The sequence below is a fragment of the Nonomuraea candida genome, assembly GCF_000725485.1.
In the GTDB taxonomy this organism is placed as follows: domain Bacteria; phylum Actinomycetota; class Actinomycetes; order Streptosporangiales; family Streptosporangiaceae; genus Nonomuraea; species Nonomuraea candida.
In genome coordinates this window covers 113,751-129,014 of the sequence record NZ_JOAG01000006.1, presented here as the reverse complement: position 1 = coordinate 129,014, position 15,264 = coordinate 113,751, and the positions used below count along the sequence as shown (strand labels likewise).

Below are 15,264 nucleotides of genomic sequence, written 5' to 3'. Positions count from 1 at the left end.
GTTGAGCAGTTGATCAGCCGGGTTGGGTCACGGGGGCGGGGACGGCGGTGGACAGCGGGCGGCCGGGGTCGGGCGGCCCGAGGACGACGGCGCGCGGGTCGATGTCGGCGGGGCCCGGCATGCGGCTGCCGGGCAGGCGCACGGCCGCCGCGCCCCAGGCCAGCGCCCCGGCCAGGGCCCGCGGACCCTGCCCGCCGGCCGCCAGGAAGCCCGCCAGCATGGCGTCGCCCGCGCCGACCGAGCTGCGCGGGCCGGTGACGGCGGCCTCGCCGTACCAGACGGCGCCGTCCTCGACCAGCACGGCGCCGTCGGCGCCCAGGCTGGCCAGCACCGTGCGCGCGCCGGCCGCGCGCAGCTCGCCCGCCGCCGCCACCACGTCGCCCAGGCTGCGGATCGGCATGCCGGTGACCGCCGACAGCTCCTCCAGGTTGGGCTTGACCAGCGCGGGCGCGGCTCCCAGCGCGCGGGCCAGGGCCGGGCCGCTGGTGTCGACCGCGACGTGGATGCCCGCCCCGGCGAACCTGCGGCAGAGCCGGGCGTAGACGTCGGCCGGCACCTCGGGCGGCAGGCTGCCCGAGGCCACCACCCAGTCGGCCCCGCCCTCGCCCGAGTGCGCGGCCGACAGCACGGCCTCGGCGATCGTGTCCAGCTCGGCGGGCGACAGGGCGGTGCCCGGCTCGTTGACCTTGGTGATGGTGCCGTCGGGCTCGGCGAGCGTGACGTTCGACCGGGTCGGGCCCGTCACGGGGACGGTGACCATGTCCAGCCCCTCGGCGGCCAGCAGCCGGACGAGCTGCCTGCCCTCGTCCCCGCCGTACGGCACCACCGCGCGGCTCGCCACGGCGTTGGCCAGCAGCGCGCGCGAGACGTTGACCCCCTTGCCGCCGGGGTCGAGCCGGGCGGCGGCGGCGCGGATGACCGCGCCCCGGTCGAGGGAGGCGATCTCGATCGTGCGGTCGAGGCTGGGGTTCAGGGTCAGGGTGACGATCACGCCCTGATCACCTCCGGGCCCGCCGCCGCCACGTCGGCGGCCAGCGCCACGTCGAGGCCCGTGTCGGTGATCACCACGTCGATCTCGCTCAGCTCGGCGAACGTGGACAGGTAGGTGTTGCCGAACTTCGTGTGGTCGGCCAGCAGCACGCTGCGCTGCGCGGCCCTGACCATGGCCCGCTTGATCGCCGCCTCCGCCGGATCGGGCGTGGTCAGCCCCCGGGTCAGCGAGCAGCCGTTGGTCGCCATGAACGCCACGTCCACGTTGAGACTGGCCAGCGGGCGCAGCGCCCAGTCGTCCACGGTGGCCAGCGTCTTGCCGCGCACCCGGCCGCCCAGCATGATCACGTGCAGGTTGGCGCGGGCGGCCAGCACGGTGGCCAGCGGCGGCGAGTTCACCACCACCGTCAGCTCCCGGTCGGCCGGCAGCACCTGCACCAGGCGGCCCGTCGTGGTGCCCGCGTCGATGATGACCGAGCCGTCCTCCGGCAGCTCGGCCAGCGCGGCCTTGGCGATGCGCTCCTTCTCGCCGGTCATGACCTCGTCGCGGGTGGCCAGCGCGGGCTCGAAGCCCAGCCGCTCCACGGGGATCGCGCCCCCGTGCACGCGGCGCAGCACGCCCGCCCGCTCCAACGATGTCAGGTCGCGGCGGATCGTCTCGGTGGTCACGTCGAGCTCGGCGGCCAGCGTCACCACGTCGACGCGGCCCGCGGCCCGCGCTCTCCGCAGGATCTCCTGCTGCCGTTCCTCGGCGTACATGATGTTGATTCACCGCCGTTTCGAGTTGGTTTCTTCTGTGTTTATACCCGTTTTCGTTGGAGGGTCAAGAGTGGGACGACAGGATCTGGTATTTATGGCGGGTGCCGAAGAAGACCCTGGCCCCGCTGCTCCTCACCGGGCCCCTCGTCGCCGCCGCGCTCGCGGCCCCCGCCCACGCCGCCGACACCGCGCGGGCCGAGCAGTCCCGCGCGACGCCGCGGGTCCCGGCGGGCACGACGGCGGCCTGGGTGGTGTTCGACCGGCAGGCCGGCAGGTTCGTCGCCGCGAAGAACGCGCACCGCAAATACCGCTCGGCCTCCGTCGTCAAGATCCTCATCGCGATCGACTACCTGGAGCGGCGCAAGAGCGTGCCCGCGGCCGACGCGAAGCTGCTGAAGGGCATGCTGCGCGCCAGCGACGACGACGCGGCCTCGGCGTTCTGGGACCGGCTCGGCAAGGGCCAGATCATCGTCAGGCAGGCGCGCCGGCTCGGCCTGTCCGACACCACGCCGCCGCCCGCCTCCAAGCCGGGATTCTGGGGCTACACCTCGCTGAGCGCGTACGACATCGTGCGCACCTACCGCTACCTGCTCGACCGGGCCGAGCCCCGGGTCAGGGAGACGATCCTGGGCCACCTGCGGCGCGCCACCCCGTGCGGGGCCGACGGCTTCGACCAGACCTTCGGCATCCCCGACGGGGTGCCCCGGCCGTGGGCGGTCAAGCAGGGCTGGTCGGGCTTCGGCACGACGCCGCCGGTCAGGTGCACCGGCGCCGCCCACGCCACCCGCTCCGCCGGAGGCGCCATCGGGGCGCCCATCTCGTGGATCGCGCGGCGCGCCGCCGGCTCGGGCGTGCCCGACTACGGGCGGCCGGTGCTGCACACGACCGGGCTGGCGGGCAAGGACGAGCGTTACGTGATGGCCGTGCTGACCGCGCACCCGGCGGGCGGCACGTGGAGCTCCTCGGTCAAGCGCATCACCACCCTCACCCGCGACCTCTACCGCAGCGTCACCCGCTGACCGGGGGCGGCCGGGTGCGGGCAGGCCGCCGGGTGGGGGCGAGCGGCCGGGGCTCGGATGCCGATGGACGCCTGGGGTCAGGTAACCCAATCGCGCTTTGTCATGATCGTTGATAGTTGTAGAGAATGGCGGAGAGAGCAAGCGCGCTGAACCGGGTGCTCCGACGAGCGGGTGGCCCCGAGATCCTCGACGTCCTGGCCGAGCGGCTGTCCGGCGCCGACCTGACCACGCTGATGCTGGAGGTCATGCGGCGCAGGGCGCGGGCGCTCTCCCCGGCCGACGTCCTGCGGCGCTACGGCCACGACCGCTTCGTGGCCCCCGCGCAGATCCCGTTCCACCGGCTGCGGCGGGCCGAGGACGCGGTGCTGTCGGCGCTGCCGCGAGAGGTGGAGGTGCTCGCCCTGGCCCCCGTCGCGCCGCTCGGCACCCACTCCGCGCTGGGCCCGGTCGACCAGAACAAGGTGGTCTCCACGATCAGGAACAGCGAGGTGGCCGCCGACCCCACCAACGCCCTCGCCCTGGAGGCGGCGCTGCGCCGCCGCGCCGACCCCTCCCGTCCCGTACGCCTGGCGGCCCTGCAACGCGTCGTACGCGCCCAGCGCTTCGAAGGCGCGGTCAGCTACGCCCACTTCACCCTGTTCGCCCTGGTCACCGCCGGCCGGGACCCCGGCGACCTGGAGTTCGAGCGCCGCCACGCGGCCGAGCACCTGGCCGTCCTGACCGGGGCCGTGCGCGCCTGCGGGGTGCCCGACGCCGAGGCCAGGGTCACGGTCCTGGACGAACGGTTCGAACGGGTGGCCGCGGAGCTGGACGCGACGCCGTACCCGGAGAGGGAGGAGGGCCGCGGCTATTACGGCGGCCTGTGCTTCAAGGTCTACGGCAAGGGGCTGGAGGTGGGCGACGGCGGCTTCGTGGACTGGACGGCGCGCCTGCTCGGCAACCGCAAGGAACGCCTCCTCATCAGCGCCCTCGGCATCGACCGCCTCGCCTGAGCCGGAGAGCCGGAGAGCCGGTGCGACGGTCTAGGGGGTGGTGCGGGTGGCGGCCTGCTCCTGCTCCAGGCGTACCTTTCCGGCCTGCTCCTGCTCCAGGCGTACCTTCCTGGGCACGCACATCCGCCACGCCTCCAGCACCAGCTCCCGCATCTCCCCGGGATCGAGCGCGTTCGTGCGGGCCACCACCCAGTTGAAACGCAGGTCGGACTCCCGTGGCAGCAGGAACTTCGCCGGTTCGGCCGCCACCAGGGCCGCGCGTTCCTCCTTGGGGAACCCGAACCCCATCAGGGTCTCGTCACGTGAGAACGCCACATAGACGATCTTTCCCACGCGGAACTTCACGCGGTCCCTGATGAGGTGCTCCGAGGAGCGCGGGAGCGTGCGCGCGAACTGCCGTACGTCATCGACGGTGAACACACGGCAGACGCTACTACCGGTTGCCCTCCGCGGCCGAGATGTCGGCCAGCGCCGAGTTCGGATCGCGCTCGACCGCGAGGTCGCCGAGGCTGACGACGCCCACGGCGCGGCCGTCCTCGACGACCGGCAGGCGGCGTACGGCGTGCGTGCGCATGAGCTGGACGGCCTGCTCGATGCTGGTGTCGGGGCCGACGGCCTCGACGGACGGGCTGCACGCCTCGCTCACGGGCGTGTCGGGGCCGCGCTCGTCGGCGACCACGCGCACGGTGATGTCGCGGTCGGTGACGATGCCCTTCATGCGGCCGTTGTCGTTGACGATGACCGCGCCGGTGTCGTTGTCGCGCATGAGCGTCGCCGCGACGGACACGGGCTGGTCGGCCTCAACCGTCGCCGGATGGGCGGTCATCACATCTGCCACGGTCTTCGCCATGGGATCCTCCTGTAGGTCGGTCCGGTCGACCCCCTACCCGCGCGAACGGCCGATTCACCGGACTTGGGCATCGGTTCCGCACGAGAACGATGCCGCCCGTTGACACCCCCGGACCGATCACCGGCGCCGGCGTTGTCTAACCTGAGGACGAGTGTCCAGGCCGTGCGCCGATCCGGCCGGCCGAGCCCGAGGAGTGCCCATGTCCAAGCCGCCCCTGCCGCCGGAGGCCGTCGAGTTGCTGCGCCGCCCGAACCCCTGCGTCATGGCGACCCTGCGCTCGGACGGCACCCCGGTCACCACGCCCACCTGGTACCTGTGGGAGGACGGCCGCGTCCTGGTCAACCTCGACGAGGGCCGGGTGCGGCTGAAGCACCTGCGCCGCGACCCCCGGGTGAGCCTGACCGTGCTGGCCGACGACTGGTACACGCACGTCACGCTCATCGGCCGGGTGACCGAGCTGCGCGACGATGAGGGGCTGAAGGACATCGACCGCGTCTCCACGCACTACACCGGCGGACCCTACCCCGACCGGGTCCGCGGCCGGGTCAGCGCCTGGATCGAGGTGGAGCGCTGGCACGGCTGGGGCGAGCTGAAGGACAGCGACCAGCCCTCCTCCTGACGCGGCGCCCGCCCCTCGCAGGGCCCGGGCGTCCACGGGGCCTCGCGGCACGAGGGCCCCGCGCGTCACGGGGCCTTGCGGCACACGGCCTCGGGCGCACAGGGCCTTGCGTCACACGGCCTCGGGGGTCACAGAGCCTTGGCGGCCAGGCGGATCTCGTCCAGCAGCACCACCAGGTCCTGCTCGGTCGTGTCCGGGTGCAGGAAGCAGGCCCGCAGCGCCGCGCGCCCGCCCAGCCGGGTGCCGGTGAGGAAGGCGTTGCCGCGCGCCTGGACCGCGACCGGGATGGCCTGGTTGAGCGCGTCCGGGTCGCCGCCGTCCCCGGGCAGGTGGCGGAAGGCCGTGATCGAGGTGGTGACGGGGGCCAGCAGCTCGAAGTCCGGCGCCCGCTCGACCATCGCGGCCAGCGTGCGGGCCAGCCCCGTCGTGTGGTCCACCAGCCGCTTGACGCCCGAGCGGCCCAGGTGCGACAGGGTCGCCCACGTCTTGAGCGCGCGGAACGGCCGGGTCTGCTCGGGCCCGTACTCGGAGAACCAGCCCAGGTCGCCGGCGTTCTCGTCCACCAGATACGACGGCACCAGGCTGAAGGCCGCCCGCGCCGCCGCCGGGTCGCGCAGCAGCGCGCAGCCGCAGCCCACCGGCACGCCCAGCCACTTGTGCGGGTCCAGGGCCAGCGAGTCGGCCCGCGCCAGCCCCGCGTAGTGCGGCGCCGCGCCGTCGGCCAGCACCCCGAGCGCGCCGTACGCGCCGTCCACGTGGAACCAGAGCCCGTACGACGCCGCCACGTCCGCGATCTCGTCGAGGGGGTCCACCGCGCCGGAGTTCACGGTGCCCGCGCTGCCCGCCACGCAGAACGGCCGCAGCCCGGCGGCCAGGTCCTCGTCGATCATGGCGCGCAGCGCGGCCACGTCCATCCGGTAGGCGCCGTCCACCGGCACCGTGCGCACGTTCCGCGCCCCCAGGCCCAGGAGCTGGGCCGCCTTGTGCAGGCAGCTGTGGCCCTCCTCGGTGACGTACATGACCATGGCGGGACGTCCCGACAGCCCCTCCTCGCGGGCGTCCCAGCCGTCGGCCAGCGCCGCCCGCTGCCGGGCGGTGGCCAGGCAGATCACGGTGGCCATGGACGCGCCGCTGGTCAGCAGCCCGCCGCCGGGCGGGTGCGGGAAGCCGACCAGCCCGGCCAGCCAGCGCACCACCGTGCGCTCCAGGTGCGGCCCGGCGTGGTCGCCGCCGGCGCAGCTCGGGTTCAGCGCGGCGGCCAGCGGCTCGACCAGGACGCCCGCCGGGTTGGGCGGCGAGTTCACCCAGCCGAAGAAGCGCGGGTGCCCGTTGCCCATCGGGTACGGCAGCACGTGCGCCCGCGCGTCCTCCAGCAGCTCGTCGAGCGGCCGCCCCGTCTCGGGCAGCTCCTGCCCGGTGAGCCAGGCCAGCTCGCCGTCCGGGACCGGCCGCCACACCGGCCGCTCGCCGACGCCCTCCAGGTGGTCGGCCATGATCGCGGCCGCCTTGGCGCCGGCCAGGCGCAGCTCGTCCATCGGGCTAGTCCCCCTGTGTTCCGTCGTGCCGTGTTCCGTCGTGCCGTGGTTCGTCGTGCCGTGGTTCGTCGTGCCGTGGTTCGTCGTGCTGTGGTGCGGGATGCTGTGGCGCGGGGTGCTGCGCCGGGTCGGGCGGGGGCTCGTGGTGCCCGGCCGCGCCCGTCTTCCGGCCCAGCTCCATGGCCAGGTAGAAGACGCAGTCGGTGGCGCCGTCGTTGGCGAAGGCGTGCCGGCAGTCGCCCGGGTAGTACGCCGAGTCGCCGGCGCCCAGCTCGTACGGGCTGCCGTCGATCGTCAGCCGCAGGCTGCCGCGCTCCACGGCGAGGTACTCCCGCGAGCCCGGCGCGTGCGGCGCGAACTCGCCCGCGTCCACGCCGGGACCGATGGTGGTGCGCATGAACTCGAACTCCACCTCGCCCAGCACCGGCGACAGCACCCGCCGCTCCCAGCCGGACGGGTCGCGCAGCACCCGCTGCCCGGCGTGGCGCAGCACGCGCGGCGCGCTCTGGGCGGGCTCGTCGAGCAGCCGGGAGATCGAGGTGCCCAGCGCCGTGGCCAGCCGGTCGAGCACCAGCACGGTCGGCGTCTTCGCGCCCCGCTCGACCTCGGAGACCATGCTCCTGCTGATGCCGCTCAGCCCGGCCAGCCGCTCGATCGACAACCCGCGCGCCCGCCGCTCGGCCCGCAGGCGCAGCCCCAGCTCGGCCATGGACAGCCCGCTGGAGAGCACCCCTTCGCCCGTCATTCCTCCACTATAGCGGCTATATGTCCGCTTTAGCGGATTGCGTCTCCCGGTACGCGGCCAGCACCTGCTTGCGGCGCTTGGCCGGCAGGCGGTCGATGTAGAGGTAGCCGTCGAGATGGTCGGTCTCGTGCTGGAGGCAGCGCGCCAGCAGCCCGGTGCCCTCGACCGTGACGGGCGCGCCGCCGGCGTCGAAGCCGCGCACCACGGCGTGGTCGGGCCGGGGCAGCGGCGCGTACTGGCCGGGCACCGACAGGCAGCCCTCGTCGCCGGCGTCCAGCCGCCGCTCGCCCAGCCCGGGCAGCGCCAGCTCGGGGTTGACGACGACGCCCTTGTGCCGCACCCCTTCGGCGTCCGGGCAGTCGTAGACGAACACGCGCAGCGGCACGCCGATCTGGTTGGCGGCCAGGCCCACGCCCTCGGCGGCGTACATGCTGGTGAACATGTCCGACACCAGTGCCGCCAGCTCGCCGTCGAACCGGGTGACCGGCTCGCACGCGGTGTGCAGCACCGGATCGCCCACGTGCACGATCGGCCGGACCTCTCCCACGATCAACGCCTTCCTGTCGGTGTGGAGGATTCGCGACAAGTGTACGGATCGGCGGGCGGTGATCCGTCCGTGTCTCGTATTTCAAGACGTTTTCTCTTGAATGGTGAGACTCGCGCTAGGGTGATCGCATCGTCGCGAAGAACGAGGGAGTTCACCGATGGACGCCGTCTACACCCATGGCCACCACGAGTCCGTGCTGCGCTCGCACCGCCGGCGCACGGCCGCGAACTCGGCCGCGTACCTGCTGCCCCACCTGAAGCCGCACATGAAGGTCCTCGACGTGGGCAGCGGCCCCGGCACGATCACCGCCGACCTGGCCGGCCTGGTCGGGCACGTGACGGCGTCCGAGGTGAACGCGGAGGCGCTCGCCCTGGCCAGGGCGGAGGTCGCCCGCCGGGGGGTGGCGAACGTGGACTTCGCGGTGGCCGACGTGCACGACCTCGCATTCCCCGACGACACGTTCTGCGTCGTGCACGCCCACCAGGTGCTCCAGCACGTGGGCGACCCCGTGCGGGCGCTGCGCGAGATGGGGCGGGTGACGAAGCCGGGCGGGTTCGTGGCGGTTCGCGACAGCGACTACGCGGCCTTCGCCTGGTTTCCCCGGGTGCCCGCGCTCGACGACTGGATGGCCCTGTACCAGCGGGTCGCCCGCGGCAACGGCGGCGAGCCCGACGCGGGGCGGCGGCTGCTGTCCTGGGCCCGCGCGGCCGGCTTCACCGACGTCACCGCCACCTCCTCCACCTGGTGCTTCGCCGACCCGGAAGACCGGGCCTGGTGGGGCGGGATGTGGGCCGAGCGCGTCCTGAGCTCCGCCATGGCCGAGCGGGCCCTGGCCACCGGCGCCGCCACCGAAGCGGACCTGCGCCGCATCTCGGAGGGGTGGCTGGAGTGGGCGGCGGCGGAGGACGGCTGGATCTCGATCCTGCACGGCGAGATCGTCTGCCGCGTCCCGGCCCGCCCCTGAGGCCCGGGCCGGATGGTCAGGCGGTCAGGGCCCGCACCGCGGCGGCCGCACCAGCGCGTCCGCGACCGTCGCGAGGGCGTCCCGCGCCGTCGCCCCGGCCGCGCGGGCGGCCCGGAACATCCGGTACGCGGCCAGATACCCCAGCAAGGAGAACGGCGCGACCACCACGGCGGCCGTCAGGCCCGTCATGTCGGGCGGCATGCCTCCCGAGAGGAGCGCCATCAGGATCACCAGGTCCACGACGATCGCCGCCAGCAGGGCCCGCCGAGGAAGCCTGATCACCATGTGCGCGCCTTTGGCCTTTACCGTCAATAACGATCATATGGCAATGTTTGCCCGATTCAGGAGAAATGTCTGCTGAATGTCCGGTGGTCGTCCTGGTCGCGGGCTCTTCTTCCGTACAGGGTTGAGTAACCGGCGCCATCATGAGGATCATCGATGGGAGAGATGGTGACGACCGCACTGCCCACCACGAGACGAATCGAAGGAATGGGGCAAAGATGTCTGCGATCACCAGGACTTTCGTCGGCGCCGCCGCCGTCGCGCTGACGCTGACGGCCGGATCGGCGTCCACCGCGCTCGCGTCCTCCGAAACCTCCGCCGGCCAGGTGTGCGTCACCTCGGGGTCCGCGTCACAGCTCTGCGTGCCCGGGACACCCGGTTATTACGGGGCGCGCATGGCCATCACATCGATACACAACTGGAGCACGTACGCCGTGCGGGTGCGCCCGGCCGAGGGGATCAACATCAACTGCGTGAGCCCGGGCGGCAGCTTCACCTACTCGCAGCCGTACCAGATCCTCGGCATCCAGGTGCTCTCCAGCTCCACCTGCGTCTGGTAGCCGCCGCCGTGCCTGCCCGGGCTCGGGCGGGCCGGCAGGGGAGCCGCCCGTCGCGGTCAGGCGCGACGGGCGGTCTCCGCCATGAGGTCCAGCACCGCCCGCGCGACCTGCGCGGGCTGCTCGGCGACCAGGTTGTGGCTGGCGTCCAGCTCCAGGACGCGCAGGTGCGGCCGGTCGGCGACGAGCGGCAGCAGGTCGCGGCGGATGCCCGCGCGCAGCGCCGGCATGAGCTCCCCGATGCGGCCCGACCCGCGATACCTCCTCCGGCGAGAGGCCGGCTTCGGCGGCGGCGTAGTGGCGCGGGTGCGTCTCGGACGAGCGCAGGCCGTCGAGGTTGACGATGCCGGGGCCGCCGGGGTGGCGCAGCGCCCACCGGATCGCGACCATGCCGCCCAGGGAGTGGCCGACCACCAGGGGTTCGTCCAGGCCGAGGTGGCCGATCACGGCGCGTACGTCGTCCAGGACCGCCTCCCACTCCCACGGGCCCTCGCCCGACAGGCCGTGGCCGCGCAGGTCCATCGCCACGACCCGGTGCGAGCCGGTCAGCAGCGGCGCCACCTCGTCCCAGTGCAGGAGAGTGCCGCCCAGGCCGTGCAGCAGCAGCACGGGCGCGCCGTGCCCGCCGTGGTCGCGGACGGCCAGGGGGACGGGACGGTCGTCGATGATCAGGTCGCGCGGCGTCACTGGACGCTCTCCTGGGGGCGGTTGAGCCGGGCCTGGATGGAGGAGGTCGTGACGCCGCCGTCGGGATGCCGGTCGAGCTTGCCGCGCTTGACGAGGTCGTGGACGCCCTGCCGGGTGATCCCGAGCATCGCCCCCGCCGTGGAGTAGGGCACCGCCACCGCGGAGGGATGCCCGGCCCCGCGCGCCACCGCGCGGCCCAGCGGGGTGCGCCACCACTGCTCGGGCGGGTCGAAGGGCTCGTCGCCCGGGAACAGCACCGCGATCAGCCGGGCGGCGGTCAGCCCGGCCTGCCGCCGGTCGCGGCCCAGCAGCTGCGCGGCCCAGACCTCGGCCTCCACGCGCAGGCGGTCCCTGAGCGGGCCCACCAGCTCGTCGGGCGCGTTCGCCGCCAGCAGGATCTCCAGCGGGTCGAGCACCCGGTTCTCCAGCAGCCGGATCAGCGCGGCCACCAGCTCGACGTGGTCTTCCGTCGTCGTCACTTGACAGACGATAGCAAGTACTTGCTATCGCCCGTCAAGTAGTGGGCTCAGAAACCCAGCGTGCGCACGCGCTGCCACTGCGGGTCGCGGTAGAGGACCATGTCCGTGCCCACCATCTCGTCCGGCGCCGACAGCATGGTGATCTCGCCGGCCGCCTGGAGCTGCAGCAGCAGATCGCGTACGCGGGGGCCGACCGGCAGCCGGCCCGCGGGCAGGCCCAGGCCGTTGCGCACCGTGTCGGCGACCTCCGACAGGCGGAAGGGGCCGTCGAACCCGGCCACGACGCCGCGTACGACGGTGATGGTGATCAGGTGCTCGGCCTCGGCGTGCGCGAGCTGCCAGGTGACCTGCTCACGCCGCCGGCCGGTGCCGGCGCAGGAGGCGCAGGGGCGCGTCAGGCCGGGCGCCGGCTCCTCCTCGGCGGAGCCGAGACAGGACGAGCACAGCCCGTTCTCGGCGGCGTGCAGCTCGGCCGACATCCGGCCGCCGAGGATGACGCCGCAGCCGCAGGCGTACGCGTCACCCAGGATGCCGGTTTGAGGGGAGATCGCATGCTCAGTCACGCAAGACGACTCTACCCGCGCCCCGGCGCCCACACGCCCATCGCGGGCAACGCCGGCCCCACTCCACCGCCCCCGGGAGGGGCCGCCGGGGTCGCCGCGGGTGGTGCGTCCGTGGGACGGTCAGCCGCGGAGGTCGGCCAGGCCGTGCAGGCGGCGCAGGGCCTTGCGGGCCGCCGCCGCCACCCGGTCGTCGGGATGGTGGTCGATGAACACCCGCAGCACCCGCCCCGTCCACGGATGATCGCCGAAGGCCAGGATCGCGATCGTGCCCGCCTGCTCCTCGGAGCCCATCCCCATCGCGATCGACTCGATCACCTCGCCCGTCTCGCCGCCGAACTCCAGCAGCGCCGCCGCCATGTCCACCAGCACCCAGGCGATCTCGTCGGGCGCCGGCTGCCGCTCCTCGCGCCCGGTCCTGGCCGCGATCACCGCCCCCAGCTTCGGCTCCTCCAGCAGCCTGGACAGGGCCGCGCGGCCCTCGTCGCCCAGCGCCGAGGTCAGCAGCTCCACGCCGACCGCCCGGCTCAGCGGGCTCACCGAGGCCAGCACCGAGGCGATCTCGGCCGCCGCCGTGCGCTCGTCCCGGTGCGCGAGCCAGCCCGCCAGCTCCTCCGCGCGCTCGGCCTCCGGGTACGACCGCAGCCCGTGCAGCAGCGCCGCCGCGTCCGCCTCCGCCAGCGAGCCCATGACCGGGATGTCCTGCCCGGTGGTCTCGGCGATGATCCGCCGCGCCACCCACAGGCCCAGCCAGCTCAGCGTGTACGGCTCCGCCTGGCGCACCAGGCCGAGCCCCGTCAGCGTCCCGGACGCCTCGCCCTGGAGCGGCTCCCTGGACAGGAACAGCCGGATCAGCTCCAGCAGCAGCCCCTCGTCCCCGGCCAGCCGCTCGCGGCAGTGCTCCGCCCAGACGGCCAGCACCTCCGCGTCGTCGCCTTCGGGCTTCAGCTCCTCCGCCAGGGGCGCCGCGCGCACGGCCGCCGCGAGGGTGGCCTCGCCGGGCAGCCGGACCGGAGGCTGGAGGGGCAGGGTGTCGTCGTCGTCGAAGGAGGTCACCCGCCCATCCTGGCGTGAACTTTGCGCTAGAGTGCCCGCTGAGGCCGAAAAGCCGGAAGAAAGGAGGCGCTGAGATGTTCGGCATGTTCCGGAGCGCTCGCCGCGCCCGCTTCTGCTTCTCGGAGGATTCATGCGTTTCCGTCCCGCCGTCGAGGACGATCTAGACCGCCTGCTCGGGTGTGTCGTCGACGAGTCGATCAGCTGGTCCCATCCCGACCGGCTGCTGTCGTTCCTGGAGAGCGGCAACTACCGCTACGACCGCGTCTGGCTCGCCGAGGACGAGCCGGGCGGCCGGATCATGGCGCGGGCCGTCTGGTGGAGCTTCCCGGGCGAGGCCCGGCCGCTCGCGCTCGACTGCCTGTACGCGCACCCCTCGGCCGCCGACCGCGAGGGCCTGGCCGCCGAGCTGCTGAACCGGGCGCACGCCGCGTACGGGGAGGCGCCGGCGTACCACGTCTTCCTGTCCAACGGCTGGCGCGAGGACGCCAGGGCCCGCGCGGCCGTCGACTGGAGATGGCGGGCGGCGGGGCGCGCCGGGCTGACCGAGGAGCTGGAACGCCTGCGTTACGCGTGGACGGCGGGCGACGCCCCCGTGCCCGAGCCCTCCGGCCGGCTCGTCTTCCGCGGCGATGACGACGACGAGGCGTTCGTCGCGGCGTTCCGCCGGGTGGCGGTCGGGACGCTCGACTTCCACACCCGCCAGGCCCTGCGCACCATGGACCCGGTCGAGCAGGCGCGCGAGGACGTGCGCGACTACCGGGCGATGCCGGGGGACCGGTCGTGGTGGCGGCTGGCCTACGGCCACGACGGGGAGCTGGTCGGCGTCGCCCTGCCGTCGGCCAACAACGCCGGGCCGGTCGTGGGGTACATCGGGGTGGTGCCGGAGCGGCGCGGGCACGGCTACGTGGACGACCTGCTCGCCGAGATCACCCGCAGCCACGCCGCGCGCGGGGTCCAGCGCATCGCGGCGGACACGGACGCGGGCAACGTGCCGATGGCGCGGGCATTCGAACGGGCCGGATACCGAAATTTCGCCATAAGGATGGTTCTGTCGGCGAATCCCGTGAACGCGTGATGCGCGGCGGGTCCCGAACCCGCCATTGTTGATCACATGACCGTTGATCACATGACATGGGCCATTGAGAAGCTCGACCTGGACGCCTACCTGGGGCGGATCGCCTACGACGGGCCGCGCACCCCGACGGCCGGGACCCTGCGCGCCGTCCACCTGGCGCACGTGCGCGCCATCCCGTTCGAGAACATCGACGTGCTGCTCGGCAAGGGCGTCTCGCTCGACCTGGGCAGCCTCCAGGACAAGCTGGTGACCGGCGGGCGCGGCGGCTACTGCCACGAGCACAACCTGCTCTTCGCCGCCGCGCTCGAACGCCTCGGCTTCACCGTGACCAGGCACCTGGCCAGGATCCGGCTGGGCCGCCACCACCTGCCGCGCACCCACGCCACGCTCACCGTCCGGGTGCAGGGCCGCACCTGGCTGGCGGACGTCGGGTTCGGCGGTGAGGGGCTGGTGGAGCCGATGCCGTTCGAGGAGGGGGCGACGCTGGAGCACGGGGCCTGGCGGTGGCGGCTGGGGCGGGACGGGGAGTTCTGGGTGCTGTCCTCGGGCGAGACGGAGCTGTACGCGTTCCGCCCGGACGAGCCCCAGTACCCGAGCGACTTCGAGGTGGCCAACTTCTACGTCGCCCACTACCCGCAGTCGCCGTTCACCCGGCACGTGCTGGTCCAGCGCACGACCGCGGACGCCCGGGTGCGGCTGGAGGAGGAGCGGTTCGCCTCGGCGGCGGAGCTGGCGGCGTGGCTGCGCACCCACCTGGGCCTCGACCTCTCCGAACCCGAGGCCCAGGCCCTCCTCCCCCTCCTCCCGTCCTGACCGCCCACCCGCCTGACCGCTCGCGCTCGTCCGCCCGGCGGGCGCGCGCGTTCGCGTCCTTCCTGCCCACCGGGCTCACGCGAGCCCCGCGGGCAGGTGCTCCGCTCGTACCGCCACCAGGAACTCCTCCACCCGCTCCCGATCGGGCGACTCGGGCAGCACGCTCGGCGCGGCGGACAGCTCGGCCGACAGGGCGGCGCGCCAGGCGTCCACCTCCGCCCAGGGCAGCTCGCCGCGCCGGATCGCCAGCAGCCGCTCCCGGTGCGCCCGCACGTCCACCAGCGGCTCCCCGTGCCGGACCAGGTGCAGGCCGCTGAGCAGCAGCCGGATCATGTGCATGGCCTGCTTCCACTTCGGCCGCTCGGGGTCGAGGCGGCGGAACTGCGCGTCGGCGTACCCGGCGAACGAGCGGTGCGCCCGCCGCGACAGGAACGCCTCACGCAGGTCCACCAGCCGCCGCCCGGCCGGCGTGATCACCTCGACCAGCGGGGACCACAGGCACTCCAGGACGGTGGGGTTGGCGTCGAGGGCCAGCTCGCAGAAGCGCTCCACCTCCCAGGAGAACTGCTCGGGCAGCGGCCCGTCGCGATGGGTGGGCGGCTTGTCCAGCCGCCAGAACGCCGCGGTCGGCGCCACGAACACGCCGCGCCGGTCGGTGTCGGAGCCGGTGGTGGCCAGCCCGTACGCCCGGGACCCGACCACGACGGAAAAGATCACGTCATCGTCCACCGTCCC

At 73.7% G+C, this 15,264-nt stretch carries 19 protein-coding genes and 1 pseudogene; 7 read left to right on the top strand and 13 right to left on the bottom strand.

What is annotated here, in order from left to right:
* Positions 1-13 precede the first annotated feature (13 nt).
* Both pfkB and IO39_RS05875 read right to left on the bottom strand, forming a co-directional pair.
* A complete protein-coding gene (gene pfkB / locus IO39_RS05880; protein WP_043617164.1) occupies positions 14-991 on the bottom strand; it encodes a 1-phosphofructokinase in 978 nt (325 codons plus the stop codon).
* Positions 988-1,749, bottom strand: a complete 762-nt coding sequence (locus IO39_RS05875; RefSeq protein WP_043617160.1) for a DeoR/GlpR family DNA-binding transcription regulator — start codon at positions 1,747-1,749, stop codon at positions 988-990. Before IO39_RS05875 ends, pfkB begins: the two co-directional genes overlap by 4 nt.
* A 56-nt stretch (positions 1,750-1,805) precedes the next feature.
* On the opposite strand from IO39_RS05875, the gene IO39_RS05870 reads away from it, so the two are divergent.
* Entirely contained in the window at positions 1,806-2,768 is a 963-nt protein-coding gene (locus IO39_RS05870; protein ID WP_211266902.1) for a D-alanyl-D-alanine carboxypeptidase family protein, read from the top strand.
* 125 nt (positions 2,769-2,893) lie between these two features.
* On the top strand, positions 2,894-3,760 hold the full coding sequence (locus IO39_RS05865; protein WP_157547927.1) for a hypothetical protein: 867 nt from the start codon (positions 2,894-2,896) through the stop codon (positions 3,758-3,760).
* Between the two features lie 30 nt (positions 3,761-3,790).
* Here the strand turns inward: IO39_RS05865 and IO39_RS05860 are convergent, their stop codons facing one another.
* Both IO39_RS05860 and IO39_RS05855 read right to left on the bottom strand, forming a co-directional pair.
* Complete coding sequence (locus tag IO39_RS05860) at positions 3,791-4,180, bottom strand: MmcQ/YjbR family DNA-binding protein (RefSeq protein WP_052422490.1); 390 nt, start codon at positions 4,178-4,180, stop codon at positions 3,791-3,793.
* A gap of 13 nt (positions 4,181-4,193) precedes the next feature.
* Complete coding sequence (locus IO39_RS05855; protein WP_043617158.1) at positions 4,194-4,610, bottom strand: CBS domain-containing protein; 417 nt, start codon at positions 4,608-4,610, stop codon at positions 4,194-4,196.
* Positions 4,611-4,809: 199 nt separating this feature from the next.
* Here IO39_RS05855 and IO39_RS05850 point away from each other — a divergent pair, with 199 nt between their 5' ends.
* Positions 4,810-5,229: a PPOX class F420-dependent oxidoreductase gene (locus tag IO39_RS05850; protein ID WP_043617155.1), complete on the top strand. Its 420-nt coding sequence runs from the start codon at positions 4,810-4,812 to the stop codon at positions 5,227-5,229.
* Between the two features lie 128 nt (positions 5,230-5,357).
* Here the strand turns inward: IO39_RS05850 and IO39_RS05845 are convergent, their stop codons facing one another.
* Genes IO39_RS05845 through def form a run of 3 tightly spaced genes read right to left on the bottom strand, consistent with a single transcriptional unit; the run spans position 5,358 to position 8,056 of the window.
* A complete protein-coding gene (locus tag IO39_RS05845; protein WP_043617152.1) occupies positions 5,358-6,764 on the bottom strand; it encodes a pyridoxal phosphate-dependent decarboxylase family protein in 1,407 nt (468 codons plus the stop codon).
* Between the two features lie 4 nt (positions 6,765-6,768).
* The gene (locus tag IO39_RS05840; protein ID WP_245641826.1) at positions 6,769-7,509 is read right to left on the bottom strand and encodes a helix-turn-helix domain-containing protein; all 741 of its coding nucleotides are present in this window, start codon (positions 7,507-7,509) and stop codon (positions 6,769-6,771) included.
* A gap of 16 nt (positions 7,510-7,525) precedes the next feature.
* Complete coding sequence (gene def / locus IO39_RS05835) at positions 7,526-8,056, bottom strand: peptide deformylase (protein ID WP_439331469.1); 531 nt, start codon at positions 8,054-8,056, stop codon at positions 7,526-7,528.
* Between the two features lie 157 nt (positions 8,057-8,213).
* Between def and IO39_RS05830 the strand changes: the two genes are divergently transcribed.
* The gene (locus tag IO39_RS05830; RefSeq protein WP_043617150.1) at positions 8,214-9,020 is read left to right on the top strand and encodes a class I SAM-dependent methyltransferase; all 807 of its coding nucleotides are present in this window, start codon (positions 8,214-8,216) and stop codon (positions 9,018-9,020) included.
* Between the two features lie 24 nt (positions 9,021-9,044).
* Here the strand turns inward: IO39_RS05830 and IO39_RS05825 are convergent, their stop codons facing one another.
* Positions 9,045-9,305 (bottom strand): hypothetical protein, encoded by a 261-nt coding sequence (locus IO39_RS05825; protein ID WP_043617148.1) that lies wholly within the window; start codon positions 9,303-9,305, stop codon positions 9,045-9,047.
* A gap of 215 nt (positions 9,306-9,520) precedes the next feature.
* Between IO39_RS05825 and IO39_RS57440 the strand changes: the two genes are divergently transcribed.
* Entirely contained in the window at positions 9,521-9,862 is a 342-nt protein-coding gene (locus IO39_RS57440; RefSeq protein WP_043617146.1) for a hypothetical protein, read from the top strand.
* Between the two features lie 120 nt (positions 9,863-9,982).
* Here the strand turns inward: IO39_RS57440 and IO39_RS59595 are convergent.
* The 4 genes and pseudogenes from IO39_RS59595 to IO39_RS05800 form a co-directional block, all read right to left on the bottom strand.
* A pseudogene (locus IO39_RS59595) lies at positions 9,983-10,468 on the bottom strand (alpha/beta fold hydrolase); the annotation flags it as partial.
* 74 nt (positions 10,469-10,542) lie between these two features.
* Positions 10,543-11,025 (bottom strand): hypothetical protein, encoded by a 483-nt coding sequence (locus IO39_RS05810; protein ID WP_043617136.1) that lies wholly within the window; start codon positions 11,023-11,025, stop codon positions 10,543-10,545.
* A gap of 47 nt (positions 11,026-11,072) precedes the next feature.
* Positions 11,073-11,588 carry a hypothetical protein gene (locus IO39_RS05805; RefSeq protein ID WP_043617131.1) on the bottom strand — a complete coding sequence of 172 codons (516 nt, stop codon included), beginning with the start codon at positions 11,586-11,588 and terminating at the stop codon, positions 11,073-11,075.
* Positions 11,589-11,708: 120 nt separating this feature from the next.
* Positions 11,709-12,641, bottom strand: coding sequence for a hypothetical protein (locus IO39_RS05800; protein WP_043617130.1), 933 nt, complete (start codon positions 12,639-12,641; stop codon positions 11,709-11,711).
* 130 nt (positions 12,642-12,771) lie between these two features.
* On the opposite strand from IO39_RS05800, the gene IO39_RS05795 reads away from it, so the two are divergent.
* Positions 12,772-13,716, top strand: coding sequence for a GNAT family N-acetyltransferase (locus tag IO39_RS05795; protein ID WP_043617127.1), 945 nt, complete (start codon positions 12,772-12,774; stop codon positions 13,714-13,716).
* A gap of 51 nt (positions 13,717-13,767) precedes the next feature.
* The gene (locus tag IO39_RS05790) at positions 13,768-14,529 is read left to right on the top strand and encodes an arylamine N-acetyltransferase family protein (RefSeq protein ID WP_052422489.1); all 762 of its coding nucleotides are present in this window, start codon (positions 13,768-13,770) and stop codon (positions 14,527-14,529) included.
* Between the two features lie 75 nt (positions 14,530-14,604).
* Here the strand turns inward: IO39_RS05790 and IO39_RS05785 are convergent, their stop codons facing one another.
* Positions 14,605-15,258 (bottom strand): nucleotidyltransferase domain-containing protein, encoded by a 654-nt coding sequence (locus IO39_RS05785; RefSeq protein WP_043617122.1) that lies wholly within the window; start codon positions 15,256-15,258, stop codon positions 14,605-14,607.
* Positions 15,259-15,264 lie beyond the last annotated feature (6 nt).